The organism is Streptomyces alfalfae, assembly GCF_004127445.1.
GTDB lineage: Bacteria > Actinomycetota > Actinomycetes > Streptomycetales > Streptomycetaceae > Streptomyces > Streptomyces alfalfae.
Map to the genome: position 1 here is coordinate 39,758 of NZ_QEXM01000042.1, position 16,627 is coordinate 56,384.

19 protein-coding genes and 1 pseudogene are annotated in these 16,627 nt (G+C 72.4%); 12 read left to right on the forward strand and 8 right to left on the reverse strand.

Annotated elements, in window-relative coordinates; all coding sequences use genetic code 11:
• Positions 1–47: 47 nt before the first annotated feature.
• From DCW30_RS21855 to DCW30_RS21875, 5 genes are all read right to left on the reverse strand, one after another.
• A complete protein-coding gene (locus DCW30_RS21855; RefSeq protein WP_076685477.1) occupies positions 48–1,469 on the reverse strand; it encodes a sensor histidine kinase in 1,422 nt (473 codons plus the stop codon).
• Complete coding sequence (locus DCW30_RS21860) at positions 1,466–2,191, reverse strand: response regulator transcription factor (protein WP_076685478.1); 726 nt, start codon at positions 2,189–2,191, stop codon at positions 1,466–1,468. Before DCW30_RS21860 ends, DCW30_RS21855 begins: the two co-directional genes overlap by 4 nt.
• A gap of 114 nt (positions 2,192–2,305) precedes the next feature.
• The gene (locus DCW30_RS21865) at positions 2,306–3,337 is read right to left on the reverse strand and encodes a S1C family serine protease (RefSeq protein WP_076685479.1); all 1,032 of its coding nucleotides are present in this window, start codon (positions 3,335–3,337) and stop codon (positions 2,306–2,308) included.
• Between the two features lie 121 nt (positions 3,338–3,458).
• The gene (locus DCW30_RS21870; protein WP_076685480.1) at positions 3,459–4,481 is read right to left on the reverse strand and encodes a LacI family DNA-binding transcriptional regulator; all 1,023 of its coding nucleotides are present in this window, start codon (positions 4,479–4,481) and stop codon (positions 3,459–3,461) included.
• A gap of 44 nt (positions 4,482–4,525) precedes the next feature.
• Positions 4,526–5,305 (reverse strand): response regulator transcription factor, encoded by a 780-nt coding sequence (locus DCW30_RS21875; RefSeq protein WP_062773199.1) that lies wholly within the window; start codon positions 5,303–5,305, stop codon positions 4,526–4,528.
• 224 nt (positions 5,306–5,529) lie between these two features.
• Between DCW30_RS21875 and DCW30_RS21880 the strand changes: the two genes are divergently transcribed.
• From DCW30_RS21880 to DCW30_RS21905, 7 genes are all read left to right on the forward strand, one after another.
• The gene (locus DCW30_RS21880) at positions 5,530–6,375 is read left to right on the forward strand and encodes an alpha/beta hydrolase (protein WP_076685481.1); all 846 of its coding nucleotides are present in this window, start codon (positions 5,530–5,532) and stop codon (positions 6,373–6,375) included.
• 12 nt (positions 6,376–6,387) lie between these two features.
• Positions 6,388–6,642 carry a MoaD/ThiS family protein gene (locus tag DCW30_RS21885; protein WP_076685482.1) on the forward strand — a complete coding sequence of 85 codons (255 nt, stop codon included), beginning with the start codon at positions 6,388–6,390 and terminating at the stop codon, positions 6,640–6,642.
• A gap of 59 nt (positions 6,643–6,701) precedes the next feature.
• A complete protein-coding gene (locus tag DCW30_RS21890) occupies positions 6,702–8,171 on the forward strand; it encodes a hypothetical protein (protein WP_076689123.1) in 1,470 nt (489 codons plus the stop codon).
• Between the two features lie 146 nt (positions 8,172–8,317).
• Positions 8,318–9,070: an LmeA family phospholipid-binding protein gene (locus tag DCW30_RS21895; RefSeq protein WP_076685483.1), complete on the forward strand. Its 753-nt coding sequence runs from the start codon at positions 8,318–8,320 to the stop codon at positions 9,068–9,070.
• Positions 9,071–9,435: 365 nt separating this feature from the next.
• Entirely contained in the window at positions 9,436–9,516 is an 81-nt protein-coding gene (locus DCW30_RS38260; protein ID WP_350751515.1) for an Ms5788A family Cys-rich leader peptide, read from the forward strand.
• 156 nt (positions 9,517–9,672) lie between these two features.
• Positions 9,673–10,518 (forward strand): sulfurtransferase, encoded by an 846-nt coding sequence (locus DCW30_RS21900; protein ID WP_062773193.1) that lies wholly within the window; start codon positions 9,673–9,675, stop codon positions 10,516–10,518.
• A 35-nt stretch (positions 10,519–10,553) separates the two neighbouring features.
• Entirely contained in the window at positions 10,554–10,841 is a 288-nt protein-coding gene (locus DCW30_RS21905; RefSeq protein ID WP_062773190.1) for a DUF1416 domain-containing protein, read from the forward strand.
• 96 nt (positions 10,842–10,937) lie between these two features.
• On the opposite strand, the pseudogene DCW30_RS21910 reads toward DCW30_RS21905, so the two are convergent.
• Positions 10,938–11,252 (reverse strand): annotated as a pseudogene (locus DCW30_RS21910) (DUF3099 domain-containing protein); the annotation flags it as partial.
• Positions 11,253–11,259: 7 nt separating this feature from the next.
• Complete coding sequence (locus DCW30_RS21915; protein WP_062773186.1) at positions 11,260–11,622, reverse strand: DsrE family protein; 363 nt, start codon at positions 11,620–11,622, stop codon at positions 11,260–11,262.
• Between the two features lie 246 nt (positions 11,623–11,868).
• Here DCW30_RS21915 and DCW30_RS21925 point away from each other — a divergent pair, with 246 nt between their 5' ends.
• From DCW30_RS21925 to ygfZ, 3 genes are read left to right on the forward strand one after another with little or no spacing between them, the layout of a single operon-like run.
• Positions 11,869–12,441, forward strand: a complete 573-nt coding sequence (locus DCW30_RS21925) for a heme-binding beta-barrel domain-containing protein (protein ID WP_076685485.1) — start codon at positions 11,869–11,871, stop codon at positions 12,439–12,441.
• Between the two features lie 26 nt (positions 12,442–12,467).
• On the forward strand, positions 12,468–12,938 hold the full coding sequence (locus DCW30_RS21930; RefSeq protein WP_076685486.1) for a Fur family transcriptional regulator: 471 nt from the start codon (positions 12,468–12,470) through the stop codon (positions 12,936–12,938).
• Positions 12,939–12,972: 34 nt separating this feature from the next.
• The gene (gene ygfZ, locus DCW30_RS21935; RefSeq protein WP_076689124.1) at positions 12,973–13,938 is read left to right on the forward strand and encodes a CAF17-like 4Fe-4S cluster assembly/insertion protein YgfZ; all 966 of its coding nucleotides are present in this window, start codon (positions 12,973–12,975) and stop codon (positions 13,936–13,938) included.
• 30 nt (positions 13,939–13,968) lie between these two features.
• Here ygfZ and dtd read toward each other — a convergent pair whose 3' ends face one another.
• The gene (gene dtd / locus DCW30_RS21940) at positions 13,969–14,406 is read right to left on the reverse strand and encodes a D-aminoacyl-tRNA deacylase (RefSeq protein WP_076685487.1); all 438 of its coding nucleotides are present in this window, start codon (positions 14,404–14,406) and stop codon (positions 13,969–13,971) included.
• Between the two features lie 170 nt (positions 14,407–14,576).
• Here dtd and DCW30_RS21945 point away from each other — a divergent pair, with 170 nt between their 5' ends.
• Positions 14,577–15,191 carry an RsiG family protein gene (locus DCW30_RS21945; protein ID WP_076685488.1) on the forward strand — a complete coding sequence of 205 codons (615 nt, stop codon included), beginning with the start codon at positions 14,577–14,579 and terminating at the stop codon, positions 15,189–15,191.
• A 100-nt stretch (positions 15,192–15,291) separates the two neighbouring features.
• The gene (locus DCW30_RS21950; RefSeq protein WP_076685489.1) at positions 15,292–16,554 is read left to right on the forward strand and encodes a GNAT family N-acetyltransferase; all 1,263 of its coding nucleotides are present in this window, start codon (positions 15,292–15,294) and stop codon (positions 16,552–16,554) included.
• Positions 16,555–16,627 lie beyond the last annotated feature (73 nt).

The window sequence follows — 16,627 nt, forward strand, 5'->3', positions numbered from 1 at the left end:
GGGGCGCGGTTTGGCAAGACGTATCGTCTCGTTGGGGTGGGGCGGCGTCAGGGCAGGTCGCTCGGGGGCGGGGTCGCCGCCCCCGGCAGCCGCACCGTCGCCACCGTGCCGCCGCCGTCGGCGGGGCCGAGCGTCACCTCGCCGCCGGACTGCCGCACCGTGCGGGCCACGATGGACAGCCCGAGGCCCGAACCCGGCAGGCTCCGGGCCGACGGCGAGCGCCAGAAGCGGTCGAAGACGTGGGGCAGCTCCTCGGCGGGGATGCCGGGGCCGTGGTCGCGCACCGTCAGCTCGCCGTCCCGCAGGGCGACTTCGATGGCGGAGCCCGCGGGGCCGAACTTCACCGCGTTGTCGAAGAGGTTGACCACCGCGCGCTCCAGGGCCGCGGGCTCCCCGCGGACGTACCAGGGCGCGATGTCCGCCTCGAAGGCCAGCTCGGGGCCGCGCAGCCGGGCCCGCTCAAGGGCCGTGTCCACGATGTCGTGCAGGGCGATGACCTGCACCTTGCCGCTCGCGTGGCCCGCGTCGGGGCGGGACAGCTCCTGAAGGTCGCCGATCAGCGCGGCAAGCTCCGTCATCTGCGCCTTGACCGAGGCGAGCAGGGCCCTGCGGTCGTCGGGCGGGATGGCCCGGCCCGTGTCGTCGCTGCGGGCCAGCAGCTCGATGTTCGTGCGCAGGGAGGTCAGCGGGGTGCGCAGCTCATGGCCCGCGTCGGCGATGAGCTGCTGCTGGAGGTCGCGGGACGTGGCCAGCGACGCGGTCATGGAGTTGAAGGACGCGGAGAGCCGGGCGATCTCGTCGTCGCCCTCCACGGGGATGCGCAGACCGAGGTCCTCCGTGCGCGCCACGTGCTCCACGGCCTCGGTGAGCCGGTCCACCGGGCGCAGGCCGGTACGGGCCACCCAGAGGCCGGCCGCGCCCGCGCCGACGATGCCGACACCGCCCACCACCGACAGCAGCAGGGTGAGGTTGTCGAGGGTGTCGTGCATCTCGGTGAGGGGACGGGCCGTGGAGACGGCGTACGCGGTGCCGTCCAGCGGGTAGGTGAGCACGCGGTACTCGGTGCCGTCGGCGGCGGTCGCGTCGTGGATGGTCGCCGGTGACTCGCGGCGGGCGATCTCGGTGTCCACCGGTTCGAGCCCGATGCTCTGCTCGCCGAAGACGACGCAGCTGCCACCGCTCTGGTCGACCACCTGCACCGTCTGCTCCAGCAGGTTCGGCGCGCCCTCGTTCTGCTTGACGATCGTGCGGCGGCACTGGCCGTGATCGTCGACCATGCCGCGCACCCAGTCCTCGGTGACGGGCCTCTCGTTCAGCGAGTCGTCCAGCGAGTCGACCAGCGCGTCCCGCACCACGAACCAGCACACCGCCGCCGCCAGGGCCACCGCGACCGCCACGGCCGTGGCGACGAGCAGCGCGAGCCGGGAGCGCAACGGCAGCCCGCGGAACCGTCGTACGGGGCTGCTCACTCGCCGCCCCGCAGCACGTACCCCACGCCCCGCACCGTGTGCACGAGGCGCGGCTCGCCGGCCGCCTCCGTCTTGCGGCGCAGGTACATCACGTACACGTCGAGGGAGTTGGACGACGGCTCGAAGTCGAAGCCCCAGACGGCCTTGAGGATCTGCTCGCGGGTGAGGACCTGCCGGGGGTGGGCGAGGAACATCTCCAGGAGGGTGAACTCCGTACGGGTCAGCTCGACCGTGCGTCCGCCGCGGGTGACCTCGCGCGTCGCCAGGTCCATCCGCAGGTCGGCGAAGGCCAGGGTGTCGCCCTCCTCGGCCCGGCCCGCGCCGGCCGCGTACGAACTGCGGCGCAGCAGGGCCCTGATGCGGGCGAACAGCTCGTCCAGCTCGAACGGCTTGACCAGGTAGTCGTCGGCCCCGGCGTCGAGGCCGGTGACGCGGTCGCCCACGGTGTCACGGGCGGTCAGCATGAGGATCGGGGTCGTCGAACCGGTGGCGCGGAACCTGCGCGCGGCCGTGAGGCCGTCCATACGCGGCATCTGGATGTCGAGGACCACGAGGTCGGGGCGGTACGCGGCGGCCTTGTCGAGCGCGTCGGCGCCGTCCACGGCGACCTCCGTGCCGTACCCCTCGAAGGCGAGGCTGCGCTGGAGCGCCTCCCGCACGGCGGGTTCGTCGTCCACGATCAGGATGCGCTGCTGCTCGCGGTCACCATCGGCGGGGCTCATCGTGGCAGTCCTCGGAGGTAGTGGTCGGGCGGGGCGGCAGGTATCAGCCTCGCACGCGGGCGCGCGCGGCGCGGCGTGTGGCGGACCGTACGGCGCCGGCGGTGGACCGGGGCGTCACGACTGCGATCCCGACCGCAGCTTGGCGAGGTCGTCCTTGACCGTGTTGACCGGGATGGCGAAGCCGAGGCCGACGCTGCCGGAGCCCGAGTCGGCGCCCGCCTGCGAGGAAGCGGGCGAGTACATCGCGGAGTTGATCCCGATGATGTTGCCGTTCATGTCGATGAGGGCGCCGCCGGAGTTCCCGGGGTTGAGCGAGGCGTCGGTCTGCAGCGCCTTATACGTGGTCTTCGACGACCCCGTGTCGCCGTTGAACTCCTGCCCGCCGAACTCGAACGGCCAGCCGCCCTGTTCCTGCTGGGGCTGCTGCTGCCCCTCGCCCGTCGACACGGTGACGTCCCGGTCGAGCGCGGAGATGATGCCGCTGGTCACGGTGCCGGTCAGGCCCTCGGGGGAGCCGATCGCGACGACCTCGTCGCCGACCTTGACGTTGTCGGAGTCGCCGAGCGTCGCGGCCTTGAGGCCCGAGGCGTCCTTCAGCTGGATGAGCGCGAGGTCCTTCTTGCTGTCGGTGCCGACGACCTCGGCGTCGTACGTCTTGCCGTCGTTCGTCCGCACCGTGATCGAGGAGGCGCCGGAGATCACGTGGTTGTTCGTGATGATCTCGCCGTCGCTCTTGATGATCACTCCGGACCCGGTCGACTTGCCCTGGCCCGTGGTGGCGCTGATCTCGACGATGCTGGGGCTGACCGCCTGCGCGACGCCGGAGACCGTGCCCCTCTGGCTCGTCGGCACGACGTCCGTGCTGGTGGCCGAGGAACCGCCGCCCTGGTCGGTGAGCGTCTGCACCGCGTACGCCGTGCCGCCGCCGACCGCCGCCGCCGCGATCGCCACGGCCGCGAGCAGGGCCGCCGGGCCCCTGGCACGGCGGCGCCTCGGGGGCTGTGCCGCCGGTGCCGCCTCCGGCGCGAAGCTCGGCGGGGGCGGATACGTGCCGTGCTGGTACGCGCCCTGTGTACCGCCGTGGTGCACAGGCGCGGACGGCTGCTGCTGGGGGTACTCGCCGCTCGGGCGGAAGGTCTCGGTCATGTCATCGAGACTGGCCCGCGTACATGAGAACTGCCTGAGTACGTCCTGAGAAGCCCGGCAGAAGTGCGTATGCCCCTTATAAAGGCGCGCGGGGGATCCCGTGACCCGGCGGTCTGCCTCGCTACTCGCACCCGCACGACTGGCGTACCACCAGTCGTGACGGGAACAGCTTCAGGCGTTCCCTTCGCGAGCCCGCGACCCGCAGGCCGTCGTCCAGGACCAGGTCCACCGCCGCGCGGGCCATCGCCGGGCGGTCGGAGGCGACCGTCGTCAGGGGCGGGTCCGTCAGGCCGGCCTCCTTGACGTCGTCGAAGCCGGTGACGGCCAGCTCGCCCGGCACGTCGATGCGCAGCTCGCGCGCGGCCCGCAGGATGCCGATGGCCTGGTCGTCCGTGGAGCAGAAGATGGCGGTGGGCCGGTCGGGCCGCGCCAGCAGCTCCAGGCCGACCTGGTACGCGTCGTAGCGGTTGTACGGGGCCTCGAACAGCCGCCCCTCCACCGACCTGCCGGCCTCCCGCATCGCGCGCCGCCAGCCCTCGATGTGGTCGGAGACCGGGTCGCCGACGGTCGGGGTGTCGGCCGTGCCGCCGACACAGGCGACGTACTCGTGGCCGTGTTCGAGCAGATGCCGGGTGGCGAGCTGCGCGCCGCCGAGGTCGTCCGTGACGACCGCGACGTCGTCGATGGCCTCGGGCCGCTCGTGCAGGAGCACCACGCGCGCGTCCCACGCGTCGATCTCGGCGGCGGCCTGGTCGGTCAGGCCGTGGCTGACGAGGATGAGGCCGGAGACCCGCATGCCGAGGAAGGCGCGCAGGTAGTGGGTCTCGCGCTCCTCCACGTAGTCGGAGTTGCCGACGAGGACCATCTTCCCGCGCTCGGACGCCGCCTGTTCGACGGCGTGCGTCATCTCCGCGAAGAACGGCTGGCGCGCGTCCGGCACGATCATGCCTATGAGGTCCGTGCGCCGGGAGGCCATGGCCTGCGCGACCCGGTCCGGGCGGTAGCCCAGCTCCTTGATCGCGGCGAGTACACGCTCGCGCGTGGCCGGGGCGACCGGCCGGGGTCCGTTATTGATGACATAACTGACAACAGCGGTCGAAGTACCCGCCAGTCGCGCCACATCGTCCCGCGTCACCTTGGCCACGCGCGCAGTCTACGCGGATGGACCCCACCGGCCCACGAGAGTTCCTACGCGGACTTCCCGGCCGGCTTCGCCGCCTGCGCCGCCCGCTTCTCGCCGCTCTCGGCCCGGGGCGTGGCGGCCTTCGCCTTCTCCTCGTCGGCCCCGCGTTCGACCTTCTCCGGGGTGACGAAGCGATATCCGACATTGCGGACGGTGCCGATCAGCGACTCGTGCTCGACGCCGAGCTTCGCGCGCAGCCGCCGCACGTGGACGTCGACCGTGCGCGTGCCGCCGAAGTAGTCGTAGCCCCAGACCTCCTGGAGCAGCTGGGCGCGCGTGAAGACCCGGCCCGGGTGCTGCGCCAGGTACTTGATCAGCTCGAACTCCTTGAAGGTCAGGTCCAGGACCCGGCCCTTCAGCTTCGCGCTGTACGTCGCCTCGTCCACGGAGAGGTCGCCGTTGCGGATCTCGGTGGGCAGCTCGTCGGCGGTGATCTGCCGGCGGCCCATCGCGAGCCGCAGCCGCGCCTCGACCTCGGCGGGGCCCGCCGTGTCGAGGAGCACGTCGTCCACGCCCCACTCGGCGGTGACGGCGGCGAGACCGCCCTCCGTCACGACGAGGAGCAGCGGGCAGCCGGGCCCGGTGGAGCGCAGGAGCTGGCAGAGGCTCCGCACCTGCGGCAGGTCGCGGCGGCCGTCGATCAGGATGACGTCGGCGCCCGGGGTGTCGACGAGGGCGGGGCCCTCCGCCGGGGCGACGCGCACGTTGTGCAGGAGCAGGCCGAGGGCGGGGAGCACCTCCGCCGAGGGCTGGAGGGCGTTGGTGAGGAGCAGCAGGGAACTCATCGCGTGGCGCCCCCGGTCCGGTGGCCTCGGTCTGTCCTGCGGTCGTGCACGTTTCGCCCGCCCATGGTTCCTCCTCGGTCCCTGCGGAGGGGGGTGCCCCCGCTCGTCGGAGCCGGGGCGTCTCGGCACTGCTTCGTACGTGTGCTGCTGTGTGCTGCGTGTGAAAGCACAAAAGGACCCGGGGGCTTCGCTGCCCGGATCCTCTGCCCAGCAGAATAGCCCACATGAGTTCCGGTCCGGCAGGTCGAGCGGCGCGATCTTCTGTGCAGCCGCTCACGCGCGCGCAGTCTCCCGTTCGGCAGCGCGTCACGCTGCGTACACAGGACGGGGTCGCCATCGAGGCCGCGTACGAGCCGGGACAGGGGGCTCCCGGAGGCACGGCGATCGTCCTCGCGCACGGATTCAGCGGGGCCGTGGACCGGCCGCACGTACGCCGGATCGCCGCCGTCTTCGCCCAGCGTGCGGCGGTGATCACCTTCTCCTTCCGGGGCCACGGGGCCTCCGGCGGGCACTCCACGGTGGGCGACCGCGAGGTGCTCGACGTGGCGGCGGCCGTGGAGTGGGCGCGTTCGCTGGGCCACGCACACGTGGTGACCGTCGGGTTCTCGATGGGCGGTTCCGTCGTGCTCCGGCACGGTGCGTCGCACAGGGGGCGCATGGAAGCGCGGGCGGACGCGGTGGTGGCGGTCAGCGCCCCCGCACGCTGGTTCTACCGGGGCACCGCCCCGATGCGACGGCTCCACTGGATCGTGACGCGGCCAGCGGGGCGGGTCGTCGGCCGCTTCGGACTGCGCACGAGAATCCACCCGCACGAGTGGGACCCCGTGCCCCTCTCCCCGGTCGAATCCGTCCCCCTCATCGCGCCCGCGCCGCTGCTCGTCGTGCACGGCACCCGGGACCCGTACTTCCCCGTCGACCACCCCCGGATGCTGGCCGCCGCCGCGCGGGAGGGCGCCGAACTGTGGCTGGAGGAGGGCATGGGGCATGCGGAGCACGCGGTCTCCGACGAGCTGGCCGGACGGATCGCCGCGTGGGCCACGGCATCATGGACGTCGGCAACCGCCGACTGAAAGGGGAGTCGCATGGTGAACGGCACCATTCGTTACTGGGCCGCTGCCAAGGCGGCGGCAGGCGTCGCCGAGGAGCCCTACGCCGCGGCGACGCTCGCCGAAGTGCTGGACGGCGCCCGCGAGCGGCACCCCGGAGAGCTCGTCCGGGTCCTCATGCGCTGCTCCTTCCTCGTCGACGGCGACCCCGTAGGCACTCGCGGGCATGAGACCGTACGGCTGGCCGAGGGCGGCACGGTCGAGGTGCTCCCGCCGTTCGCAGGAGGATGAGCACCATGTCCAGTCAGCCGTACGAGGGCCATGAGGGCCACGAGGGCCATGAGAGCCAGGTGAACCGTGAGGGCCACCAGGGCTATCAGCAGAACTACCAGCAGGGCCACCAGCAACAGGGCCCTCAGCAGGGGTACGAGGGTCAGGGGTACGAGGGTCAGGGGTACGAGGGTCAGGGGTACGGGGGCCGGCAGCACACCGGGCAGCAGGCGCATCCCGGCCAGCAGTACGCGGGCCGCCAGCAGGCCGGGCAGCAGCACACCGGTCAGCAATACACCGGGCAGCAGCACACCGGCCAGCAGTATCCGTACCCGGAGCAGCAGCAGTACGCCCAGCCGTATGCCCAGCAACAGCAGCCGCAGCAGTACGCCGCGTACCCGGAGCCGCAGCAGTACCAGCAGCCGCAACCGCAGCAGTACCAGCAGGCCCAGTACCTCCAGCCGTACGCGCAGGACCAGTACACCCAGCAGTGGGAGGGCCAGACCTGGGAGACGCAGGTGCAGCCGCCCATCGCCGCGGTGGACGTGACGGAGACCGCGTACCTGCCCGCGCAGACACCCCAGTCCCAGCCGCAGCCGCAGGCCCACGCTCCCCAGCCGCAGCCGCAGCCGCAGCCGCAACACCACACACCCCAGCACCACGCGCCTCAGCGCCAGGCGACGCAACCCCACCCCCAGGCGACCCAGGAGCCCGCGGCGGCCACCCCCGCCCCGGCCCCCGCGGACCACGGTCCCTCCTACGGCCCCGCCACCACCACCGGCAACACCCGCGTCACCGACGCCCAGCGCGCCCGCGCCGAGGGGCGCTCGCCCGTCATAGAACCGGGGATGCAGCCCGCGGCCCTGACCGCGCTGCTCGGGCTGCTGCTCGCGGGCGGCGCCGCCGCCGGGCAGTACGCGCTGCTCGTGCCGCTGGTCATCCTCCAGGCCGTGACGGCCGCGGGCTGGTTCCGGCTGAACGGCATGTGGCCCGCCCGGCAGGGCATCGCGCTCGCCTTCCTCGGCGGTGTCGTCGCCGACGCCGTGCTGCTCACCGTCGGCGAGGGGCACGGGCCCGCCGCCATCCTCGGCACCCTCGGCGTCTGGGTGCTGCTGGTGCTCGTGCTCCAGCTGCGCAGCCGCGCCGGCGCCGACGAGCGGATGTACGGGCTCATGGCCACCGTCGTCTCCGCGGCGCTGGCGATCATCGCCGCCGGGCACCTCGCGGCCGTCCCCGACGCGGTGACCGTCGGCGGCGTGGCGGTCGCCGTGGCGGTCCTGGCCCGCGCGCTCCCGCTGCCCACGCCCGCCTCCGTCGTCGTCGCGCTGCTCGCGGCCACCGGCGGCGGGGTCGCCGTCGGCGGCATGACGGACCTCGGCGGCGGCGACGCCGCGCTGCTCGCCCTCGGCGCGGGCGTCTGCGCGCTGATTGGTCACCGCGTGGCGAGCTACGACTACCCGTCCAGGTTCGTGCACATGACGGCGGGCGTCGCGCTGCCGCTCGCGGCGGCCGCCCCCGCCGTGTACCTCTTCGGCCGCGCCTTCGGCTGAGAACCCGTGGGCGCGTGCCCACACCTCGTACGCGATCGTCACAGCTGTTCGACAGGTCCCCGGCCGGGCCCGGCCGCCGGGGACCTGTCCTTTAGGCTCGCGGCATCGACAGTCGAGGCGGGGGACAACGTGGGGGAACTCCGGACATGAGCAAGCGCGCGATACGCACACTCCTGATCGTCGTGGTCATCCTGGGAGGCCTCTTCGTGGCGGCCGACCGGCTCGCCGTGAACTTCGCCGAGGACGAGGCGGCCGAGAAGCTGCGCTCGAACGAGGGGCTCAGCGAGGCGCCCGACGTCTCCATCAAGGGATTCCCCTTCCTGACCCAGGTCGTGGGCGGTGAGCTGGACGACGTCGAGGTCGGCATCAAGGACTACGACGCGAGGTCCGGCTCCGACTCGATCCGCATCGCCGACCTGAACGCCCACATGAAGGGCGTGAAGTTCTCCGGCGACTACAGCTCCGCGACCGCCGCGACCGCCTCGGGCACGGCCCACGTCACGTACGACGAGCTGCTGAAGGCGGGCAAGTCCGAGCCGGTGGACCTGCCGCTCGGCGCCAAGGGCGAGGTCGTCGGGCTCTCCGACGGCGGCAACGGCAAGATCAAGCTGGAGGTCGAGGTCAGCAGGGGCGGCACGAAGCTCCCGAAGCCCGTGTACGTGCTCAGCTCGGTCCGCGTCGAGGGCGACCGCATCAAGGTCCACGCGGACGAGATCCCGAAGAAGATCGAGGTGCTCGGCATCTCCATCCCGCTCCCCGAGGACACGGCGCGCGACGTGACGGACTTCGAGCAGAAGATCGACGACCTGCCCGCCGGCATCAAGCTGGAGAAGGTCGAGGCGGCGTCGGACGGTGTGGACATGACGGTGACGGGCGAGAACGTCAGCCTGACCGGCTGAACCACCGCCTCCGAGAGCCGGGCCGACACGGCCCGGCCCTTGTCGTGGGCACGGTCCCGGTTCCGGTCATGGGCGCGCCCGGCCCTTGTCGTGGGTACGGCCCCGGCTCCCGTCGTGGGTACGCCCGACCCCCGTCGTCGGTGCGCCCGGCCCCCGTCGTGGGCGCGCCCCGGACCCACCACGAGCACGTTCGTCCGAGGCGCGAGACGGGGGCGTCCGGCGGGCGGATGCGAGGGCGTCGGGGCCGGGCGCGGCGGGCCCCGGGGCGGCTCCGGGGTTCAACCATTCTCATATCGTGGACGATCGCGTCTCAGTATGCGGAGCGCCGGTGACACACCCGCCTCCGCGTCCCTACGATCGGCACCATGAAGCGACAGGCGGACCTCACGAAGCGGCGGGCAGTAGACCTGTGCCGCGTCGCCGCCATGCTCTGTCGCCCCTTCTAGCGGGAGCTCCGACTCCCGCTTTCCCCAGGCCCGTCGACGACGACTTCGGCCGGGCCGCCCCGTGCCACGTACGCCGCGCCTCCCCGCGCTCCTGAGCCGTACCCGCACGTCCCCTCGCAACGCCGCACCGCCGTAACTGCCCCGGAGGAGATCAGCATGAGCCGCAGCGACGTCCTGGTAGACGCCGACTGGGTCGAGGCCCACATCGAGGACCCGAAGGTCGTCATCGTCGAGGTCGACGAGGACACCTCCGCGTACGACAAGAACCACATCAAGAACGCGATCCGCATCGACTGGACCAAGGACCTCCAGGACCCGGTCCGCCGCGACTTCGTCGACCAGGAGGGCTTCGAGAAGCTCCTGTCGGCCAAGGGCATCGCCAACGACTCCACCGTCGTCCTCTACGGCGGCAACAACAACTGGTTCGCCTCGTACGCCTTCTGGTACTTCAAGCTCTACGGCCACCAGGACGTGAGGCTCCTCGACGGCGGCCGCAAGAAGTGGGAGCTGGACTCCCGCGACCTGGTCGACGGCTCCGAGGTCCCGAACCGCCCCGCCACCGAGTACAAGGCGAAGCCGCAGGACACCTCGATCCGTGCCTTCCGCGACGACGTCGTGGCGGCCATCGGCGCGCAGAACCTCGTCGACGTCCGCTCGCCCGACGAGTTCAGCGGCAAGCTGCTCGCCCCGGCCCACCTCCCGCAGGAGCAGTCGCAGCGCCCCGGCCACGTGCCGAGCGCCCGCAACATCCCGTGGTCGAAGAACGCCAACGACGACGGCACGTTCAAGTCCGACGAGGAGCTGAAGGCCCTCTACGAGGACGAGCAGGTGGACCTCGCCAAGGACACCATCGCCTACTGCCGCATCGGTGAGCGTTCGGCCCTGACCTGGTTCGTCCTGCACGAGCTGCTCGGCCAGACCAACGTGAAGAACTACGACGGCTCGTGGACCGAGTACGGCTCGCTCGTCGGTGTGCCGATCGAGCTCGGCGCCAACAAGTAAGCCTCCCGACCTCCCCCTCATCCCAGGAGTACGACATGTGTGGAGCAAAGGCCGGCGGCCCCGACGCTTCGACGATCAAGCCCGGCGAGACCACGATCCAGGGCCAGGTGACCCGCGACGGCGAGCCCGTCACCGGTTACGTGCGCCTGCTCGACTCGACCGGCGAGTTCACCGCCGAGGTGCCCACCTCGGCCACCGGGCAGTTCCGCTTCTACGCCGCCGAGGGCACGTGGACCGTCCGGGCGCTGATCCCCGGCGGCACGGCGGACCGTACGGTCGTCGCCCGGACGGGCGGTCTCGCGGAGGTCGCGATCGCGGTCTGACCCGCGACGCGCAGTGATCGGCCGGAGGGCCGCACCCCAGGGGGTTGGACGCCACTGGAACGGGGTGCGGCCCTTCGGCTACCGACGGCCCACCGGCTACCGACGGTGCTTCCCGTCCAGCTCGTCCCACCACTCGTCGGACCTCGCATCGCCATGGGGGTCCCCCGTGCTCGAGCGAAGCCGAGAGCTTGGGGGAGGATCGTCCCACCAGCGGTCGTCGGGGCCGCGCCGGTTCGCCACGACGGCGGCCAGCGGTGGGATCACCATCGCCACGACGCACATCCCGACGGCGACGGGGACCGACCACAGCCGCACCACGCCCCACGCCAGGACGAACAGGGCGACGCACGTCCCCATCATGGCGAAGTACACATGGCGCCTGCGCGCGTACATGTGTCCAGCGTACGACCGTGCGGGTTCAGTAGACGAGCGCCTGGACCCCGTCCGTCATGGCCTCCTGCACGAACACCTGCGCGCCCGCGATCCGCACGCCCGCGAGGACGTCCTTCTCCGTGATGTCGCGCCGGGCGGCGCACTGCGTGCACAGCGTGATGCGGCCCGCCGCGATGATCGAGTCGATGAGGTCCGGCAGCGGGGCGGCCTGCGGAAGCTCGAATTCCGCCGCGCGGCCCGGCAGCGCGAACCACGACGACTCGCCGGTCAGCCAGAGCGAGACCTCCACCCCGCTGGCCACGGCCACGGCCGCCACCGTGAAGGCCTGCGAGCAGCGCTCGGGGGCGTCGGTCCCGGCGGTCACCTTGATCACGAGCTTCTTCGCCATGGCCGCATCGTAAGGCCCCTCGCCAAGAGCCACGGGCGTCGCCCGACTACAGTGGGACCGGCTCTGAATACCTGCCCCGACCGCTCACCGAGGAGCACCCCGTGCTTGAGGCCTTCTTCTCCGCCCTGCTGGTTCTTGTCTGCGTCGCCGTTCTCGCCTTCGCCGGGCTCACCGTGAAGAAGCTGTACCAGGGCCAGCGCTGACCCCCACCCGTCGCCCGCACCGAACAGATCGCCTGAGCATCCCATGATCGAGATTCCGTCCGACCTGAACCCCCGCCTCGTCCCCCTCGCCTTCCTCCTCGGCAACTGGGCGGGCGCCGGCGTGACCGACTTCCCCGGCGCCGAGAAGGCGAACTTCGGCCAGGAGGTCTCCTTCACGCACGACGGGCGGGACTTCATCGAGTACCGCTCGCACACCTGGGTGCTCGACTCCGAGGGCAACAAGGTGAAGCCGCTGGAGTCCGAGTCCGGCTTCTGGCGGATCGACGAGGACCGCAAGGTCGAGGTCGTGATGGTCCGCGACGACGGGGTCGTCGAGGTCTGGTACGGCGAGCTCGCCGACAAGAAGCCGCAGATCGACCTGGCCACGGACGCCGTCGCGCGCACCGCCGCCTCCGGCCCCTACACCGGCGGCAAGCGGCTCTACGGCTACGTCAAGGGCGATCTGATGTGGGTCGGCGAGAAGCAGACCCCCGAGGTGCCGCTGCGGCCGTACATGTCGGCCCAGCTGAAGAAGGTCGTCACGCCCGAGGAGGTCGCCGACATGGCGCGCAACCTCGGCGATCTGCCGGACGACGGCATCGCCTTCTTCAAGTAGACCCGAGGGGACCTAGAATCTGGGGTGTGGCGAGCACCGATTCCGACTGGAAGAGCGACCTGCGGCAGCGCGGCTACCGGCTGACGCCGCAGCGCCAGCTCGTCCTCGAAGCCGTCGACACCCTGGAGCACGCGACTCCCGACGACATCCTCTGCGAAGTGCGCAAGACGGCGTCGGGGGTCAACATCTCCACGGTCTACCGCACCCTTGAGCTCCTGGAGGAGCTCAAGCTGGTCTCGCACGCCCACCTCGGGCACGGCGCCCCGACGTACCACCTCGCGGACCGCCACCACCACATCCACTTGGTGTGCCGGGACTGCACGGGCGTCATCGAGGCGGACACCGGGATCGCCGCGGAGTTCACCGCCAAGCTGCGCGAGACCTTCGGCTTCGACACCGACCTGAAGCACTTCGCGATCTTCGGGCAGTGCGGGGAGTGCCGCACGAAGCAGCGGTCGGAGCCGCCGGGGACGGCCGCGGAGCGCGGGCAGAAATAAAAGCCGCCGCCCGCTGGTCGTAGTCTTTGTGAACATGAAGAGCCCCCTGTTGTCCCTGCCCGGCGCCGTCCCCGCCGAGGGCGTGGACGAAGGCGTCGCCGCCCACTACGGCGACCTGTTCCGCGAGCAGCGCGCCCTCGCCGACGGCACCGGCTTCGTCGACCTCTCCCACCGCGGCGTGGTCACCGTCACCGGCTCCGACCGGCTGAGCTGGCTGCACCTCCTGCTCACCCAGCACGTCAGCGAACTGCCGGCGGGCCGGGCCACCGAAGCCCTGATCCTCTCCGCCAACGGACACATCGAGCACGCCCTGTACCTCGTCGACGACGGCGAGACCATCTGGGCGCACGTCGAGCCCGGCACCCAGGACGCCCTCCTCGCGTACCTGGAGAGCATGAAGTTCTTCTACCGCGTGGAAGTCGCCGACAGAACGGACGACTACGCGGTCGTCCACCTGCCCGCGGGCTCGATCGCCGCCGTCCCCGAGGGCGTCGTCGTACGCGAGACGCCGCACGGACGCGATCTGTTCCTGCCGCGCGCCGACCTGGAGGCCTACGCGGCGGGGAACGGCCCCGCGGCCGGTCTCCTCGCGTACGAGGCGCTGCGCGTGGAGTCCCACAGGCCGCGCCTCGGCTTCGAGACCGACCACCGCACGATCCCGCACGAGCTGGGCTGGATCGGCGCCGCCGTCCACCTGCAGAAGGGCTGCTACCGGGGGCAGGAGACCGTCGCCCGCGTCCACAACCTGGGGAAGCCGCCGCGCCGCCTGGTCTTCCTGCACCTGGACGGCAGCGAGGTGCACCTGCCGCCCGCCGGGACGCCCCTGCACCTCGCGAGCGAGGGCGCCGAGGGCCGCAAGCTGGGCTTCGTGACGACCTCCGTACGCCACCACGAGCTGGGGCCGATCGCCCTCGCGCTGGTCAAGCGCAACGTCCCGGTGGACGCGGAGCTGGTCGCGGGGGACACGGCCGCCGCGCAGGAGGTCGTGGTCGAGCCGTAGGCCGGCCGCCGGCGGCTCCCCGGCCGCCGGTCACATCTCCAGCAGGACCGTGAAGGGGCCGTCGTTGGTCAGCCCCACCCGCATCTGCGCCCCGAAGCGGCCGGTGGCCACCGTCGCGCCCAGCGAGCGCAGCCGGGCGACGACCTCGTCGACCAGGGGCTCGGCGACATCGCCGGGGGCCGCCGCGTTCCAGGTGGGGCGGCGGCCCTTGCGGGCGTCCCCGTAGAGGGTGAACTGGCTGATGACCAGCAGCGGCGCGTCGACGTCGCTGCACGACCGCTCATCGGTGAGCATCCGCAGCGACCACAGCTTCGCGGCCATCCGCGCGGCCTTCTCCTTGGTGTCGTCGTGCGTGACGCCCACCAGGACGCACAGGCCCTCGCCGCTGATCTCGCCCACCGTCTCGGGGCCGTCCTCGCCCTCGACGACCACGCTCGCCCCGTCGACCCTCTGCACCACAGCTCGCATACGGTCATCATGCCGTGCCCCGCGGCGTGGTCCGGCCGGGGCCTCGGCGGCGCTCGATCCCCCCATCTGGGGCTGATTGCGGGCACTCGCTCCCATAGCGGCCACTTCGAGTGGCACGATGCTCGCACGCGGTGCACCGCGTCGGCCGGTCGAGGGGACGGGTAGAGCACATGAGCACACCAGGTGCGGGGCAGTCGCCCGGAGGCATCATCTCGCTGCGGCGCACGGCGGTTCCGCGTCCGCCCGCACAGCGCACGACGGGCCCGCGGCTGCCCGACGTGCCGGACATCGACCTGGCCGCACGGCGTCTCGGCGAGCTCCGCGGACTGCGCAGGGCGGCGCAGCGGGACGAGGCCGACCTCAGCTACGTACGGCGGCTGCTCCAGGGCCGCATCGACATCCTGCGGGCCGAGCTGGCGCGCCGGAAGGACCCGAGCGATCCGCAGGCCCCGGCGCCGGACGCGGCGGTCGTGAACCGGCTCTCGGAGATCCTCGCCGACGCCCCGGCCAGGCACCGCTCGTCGGCACGGCACGTCACGCTCGGCACCCCGCAGGGCGAGGAGTACCGCCGCCTGGCCACGGACATGCTCGCCGAGGTCGAGCTCTCCGACCTGGCGGCGCGCACGGACGAGGAGCTGCACACGGCCATGGGCCGCCTCGTCGGGTACGAACAGCAGGTCTCGCGCCGCCGCCAGCTCCTCCAGCGCACGGCGGACGACTGCAGCGCGGAGATCACCCGGCGCTACCGCGAGGGCGAGGCGCAGGTGGACGACCTCCTGGTGTGAGGCCGCTGCGGGGCCGGTGCGGGATCGTCGGGGCCCGGCGCCGCGGCCGGGCCGGGGGAAAACGCGTGCGGCGCCGGGGCCCGCTGCCTAGCGTTGGCGCATGAACGACGACGTTGAGATACGGACGATCACCGACGCCGAACTGCCGGCCTGGCTGCGCGCCGTCCAGGCCGGGTTCCTCCGCTCACGGGCCGCGATGTCGGACGAGGCCATCGCTCACGCACGCGCGCGTGAGGACGCCCAGACCCTGCGGGGCGCCTTCGACCGAGGGCGCTGCGTGGGCACGTACCGCTCCTATCCGCAGGAGCTGACCGCCGTGGGCGGGGCCGCCGTCGACGCCCACGCCGTCACCGCGGTCACGGTGGCGCCCACGCACCGCCGCCGCGGCATCCTCGGCCGCATGATGAGCGCGGACCTCGCGGCGGCGAAGGAGCGCGGCGCCGTGGTCGCCACGCTGATCGCCTCCGAGCACCGGATCTACGGACGGTACGGCTTCGGGCCCGCGACCTCGACCACCGAGTGGACGGTCGACGTGCCGCGTGCGGGGCTCGACCCGCGCTGGTCGGGTCCGGACGAGGCGGGCGCCCGTATCGACCTGGTCGACGGCGAGGACGTGCGCAAGCTGGGCCCCGAGCTGCACGAGCGCTTCCGTGCCCTCCAGCACGGCGCGATCGACCGCGACGAGCGGTGGTGGCTGCGGAACACCGGGCAGGAGGCCACCCCCGAGTTCCCGTGGGAGGAGCCGTTCTACGCGCTCTACCGCTCACCGTCCGGCACGGTCGACGGCCTCATCGTGTACCGCACGACCCACAACCGGTACGACGCCTCCAGGCTGCCGGAGAACTCCGCCTCCGTCCTCGGCACGACCACCGCCACGCCCGCCGCCGAGCGCGCCCTGTGGCACTACGTCTGCTCGATCGACAAGGTCGTCTCGGTCAGGTCCGGCCACCGCGCCCCCGACGACGTGCTCCCCGACCTCCTGCCGGACCCGCGCGCCGCCCGGGTCACCACGCACGCCGACTGGCTCTGGGTGCGCGTCCTCGATGTCGTACGGGCCCTCGAAGCGCGCACGTACGCCGGTACCGGCACGCTCGTCCTCGACGTCGCCGACGACGCAGGGCTCGCGGGCGGCCGGTACCGCCTGGAGGTCGCGGAGGGCGGCCGGGTGGAGTGTGCGCCGACCGGCGACGCCTGCGACATCTCCCTGGGCGTCGGCGAGTTGGGGCGGATGTGGCTAGGTGAGGGCTCCCTGGCGCGGCTGGTGGCGCTGGGCCGGGCGGCGGAGCGGCGGGCGGGCGCGGCGGCGCTGATGGACACGCTGTTCCGCACGTCGCGGCGGCCGTGGTGCCCGGACCTCTTCTGATCCCCGCCGGGACGGCGGCCCGCCGTCACGCGTGAGCGAGCCCCGGCTCCCCGTAGCCGGGAGCCGGGGCTCT